Origin of the sequence: Kineococcus siccus (assembly GCF_009906795.1) — a bacterium.
Classification (GTDB): Bacteria; Actinomycetota; Actinomycetes; order Actinomycetales; family Kineococcaceae; genus Kineococcus; species Kineococcus siccus.
The window spans coordinates 1-2,935 of sequence record NZ_JAAALN010000336.1 but is presented as its reverse complement, the minus strand read 5'-3'; the positions used below and the strand labels follow the sequence as shown (position 1 = coordinate 2,935).

The following is a 2,935-nucleotide window of genomic DNA, read 5'->3' as shown; positions in this document are numbered from 1 at the left end:
GGTGCGGTCCGCTCGCGCGGCTCCGGGCCCGGGGCGGCGGGTTCCGGGCCGACCGTCGCCAGCTCCTCGAGCGCGCCCAGGTCGGCGTCGTCGGTGTCGCGGCCGTTGGCCACGAACCGGTAGCCGACGTTGCGGACGGTGCCGATGGCGTGCTCGTGCTCGACCCCGAGCTTGGCCCGCAGCCGCCGGACGTGGACGTCGACCGTGCGGGTGCCGCCGAAGTAGTCGTAGCCCCAGACCTCCTGCAGCAGCTGCGCGCGCGTGAAGACGCGGCCGGGGTGCTGGGCGAGGTGCTTGAGGAGCTCGAACTCCTTGTAGGTGAGGTCCAGCTGCCGCCCGCGCACGCGCGCCGAGTACGCCGCCTCGTCGATGACGACGTCGCCCGCGCGGATCTCGGTGGGCGCCGCGCCCTCGGCCTCCTCCGCGCTGCGGCGCAGCCGGCCCGAGGCCAGCCGCAGGCGGGCGTCCAGCTCGGCGGGGCCGCACGAGTCGAGCAGGATGTCGTCGGCGCCCCAGTCCGCGGCGACCGCCGCCATGCCGCCCTCGGTGAGGACGAGCAGCAGGGGCTGGGACAGACCCGTCGTGCGCAGCAGGCGGCACAGCGACCGGGCGGCCGCGAGCTCGCGGCGGCCGTCGACCAGCACGGCGTCCGACGTCGGCTCGTCGACCAGCACGGAGGCCTCCGCCGGGAGCACCCGCACGGTGTGCGGCAGCAGCCCCAGCGCGGGGAGCACGTCCGTCGACGGGGTGAGCGCGTTGGTCAGCACGAGGATCTGGGCCACCGGCTCTGCTGCCCTCCTCCGCGCCAGGGTGAACCGCCGGGGCGGGTCACGAGGCCACGAGGATAACCGGGTGCGCACGTGCCGTGGTCGCGACGTGCAGGCCCCGTGCGCGAGGATGCGCGGCGTGAGCACCTCCGCGACGGCCTCGACCACGGCCGCCCTCGCGGCCCTGGTGGCCGTCGCGGCCTTCGCGCCGTCCGGCCTGCTCACGGTCGCGGTCGTGCTCGTGGGCCTGCTCGTGGCCGTCGGCTGGTCCCCGCTGCTCGACCTGCCCTCGCGCCGGGGGACCGCGGCGGTGGTCGCCCTCGCCGCGGCCGCGGCGGCCGTGACGGTGGTGCTGCGGACCGCGACCGGCGAGGACCCGCTCACGGTGCTGCCCGCGGCCGCGGCGCTCGCGCTCCTCCTCGCCTTCGTGCACCAGCTGCTGCGCCGCGACGGCCGGCCCCGCCTGGTGGAGTCGGTGACGGGCTCCGTGACCGGCCAGTCGGTGGTCGTGCTGGCCGCCGCCTGGGTCGCCCTCCCCGGCACGGTCGCGGGCGCCGCCTTCGCGGCCGTCGTGCTCTCGGCCCTCGCCGCGTCCGCGGCCGTGTGCGCCGTCGGCTGGCCGCTGCGGGTGGCGGGCCCGGTGAGCCTCGTCGCGGGGGCGGCCGCCGGGTGGCTCGCCAGCGGTCTCGCGGCCCTGCTGGGCGCGGGCGACGTGGTCTCGGACGTGCGCTGGAGCGTCGCGGGCGTCGTGGCGGGGCTCGGTGCCGGGCTGCTCAGCGCGAGCTGGCGGGCGCACTCGGAGCGGCTGCCCGGTGTGCACGGGCTGTCCGCGGCGCTCGCGGTGGCCGCGGCGCCCGTGGCCATGGCCGGGGCCGGCGCGTACGTGGTGGGCCGGCTGCTGCTCGGCTGACACCGGGCCCCGGGTGCGCGCGGCGGCGCCTGCGTGAGACCGGACACGTGACCGGGCGGGGCGCCGGGGCGCCGGTAGGCTGGCTCCGTGCACGCCATCGAAGTCTTCTTCCTCGTCCTGCTGATCGTCGTCTCGATCGTCATCATGTGGTTCGCGGGCTTCGTCGTGTACCGCCTCTACAAGGGACAGCGCTGAGGCGTGCCCGTCCCGCTCAGCTCCGACACCCCGCTCTCCCTCGTCCCCCTGGCCTGGCTCATCGGCCGCTGGGAGGGGGTCGGCGTCCTCGGTCACCCCGCCCGCGGTGAGGACACCCGCTTCGGCCAGGCCGTCGAGTTCACGCACGACGGCCGTGACTTCCTCAGCTACACCGCGACCAGCTGGGCGCTGGACGAGTCCGGGCAGACGACCGCGCCGCTCGACGTGGAGACGGGCTTCTGGCGCCCGCAGCCCGTGACGGCCGTCGCCGCGCCCGGCCAGCCCGTCCCCGTCGACCTCGAGGTGCTGCTGGCGCACCCCACGGGCGTGGTGGAGGTGCTCGTCGGCTCCGCCACCGGCCCGCGGATCGAGCTCGCCACCGACGTCGTCGCCCGCACGACGACCGCGCACGAGTACACGGCCGCCCAGCGCCTGTACGGGCTCGTCGAGGGCGACCTGCTCTGGGCCCTGGACGTCGCCGCCGACGGCCACCCGATGCGCAGCTACGCCTCCGCCCGCCTGAAGCGGGTGTCCTGACCCGGACGTAGGCTCGCTCCCGTGAGCGTGGTGCGGTGAGCGAGGACCTGGGCAGCGTGCTGCACGCCCGCGGCCTGCGCCTGACCCCGCAGCGCGAGCGCGTGCTCGCGGCGGTGCGGGGCCTCGGCCACGCCACGGCCGAGGAGGTCGCGGCCCGGCTGGACGCGCAGGACGCCTCCGGCGCCGGCGCGGTCAACCCCTCGACGGTGTACCGCGCCCTGTCGCTGCTCGAGGAGCTGGGCCTCGTGGCCCGCACGCAGCTGGACCGGCCGTCACCGTCCTTCCACGCCGTCGAGCACGCCGACCACCTGCACCTGCTGTGCGGGTCGTGCGGGGCCGTCGACGAGGTCCCCGCGGGGCTCGCCGCGGGCTTCGCGGCGGACGTCCTGCGCGAGCACGGCTTCCGCCTCGACACCCGCCACCTCGCGCTGCGCGGCCGCTGCGCCGCGTGCCGCACCGACGTCGCCGGCCCACCGGCCGGCGACCACCACCCCTCGGAGGCGTCGTGAGCACCACCGTCGAGACG

General features: G+C 77.1%; 4 protein-coding genes. 3 read left to right on the top strand and 1 reads right to left on the bottom strand.

The genetic code is table 11. The features are described 5' to 3' along the window. On the bottom strand, positions 1-782 hold a 782-nt coding region (locus GTR02_RS21055), incomplete at its 3' end, for a response regulator transcription factor (RefSeq protein ID WP_338073965.1). 124 nt (positions 783-906) lie between these two features. Here GTR02_RS21055 and GTR02_RS21050 point away from each other — a divergent pair. The 3 genes from GTR02_RS21050 (at position 907) to GTR02_RS21040 (ending at position 2,918) form a co-directional block, all read left to right on the top strand. Next, positions 907-1,677: a hypothetical protein gene (locus GTR02_RS21050; RefSeq protein WP_166609428.1), complete on the top strand. Its 771-nt coding sequence runs from the start codon at positions 907-909 to the stop codon at positions 1,675-1,677. A gap of 198 nt (positions 1,678-1,875) precedes the next feature. Next, complete coding sequence (locus GTR02_RS21045) at positions 1,876-2,409, top strand: heme-binding beta-barrel domain-containing protein (protein ID WP_166609427.1); 534 nt, start codon at positions 1,876-1,878, stop codon at positions 2,407-2,409. Between the two features lie 35 nt (positions 2,410-2,444). Then, positions 2,445-2,918: a transcriptional repressor gene (locus tag GTR02_RS21040; protein ID WP_166609426.1), complete on the top strand. Its 474-nt coding sequence runs from the start codon at positions 2,445-2,447 to the stop codon at positions 2,916-2,918. Positions 2,919-2,935: the final 17 nt, after the last annotated feature.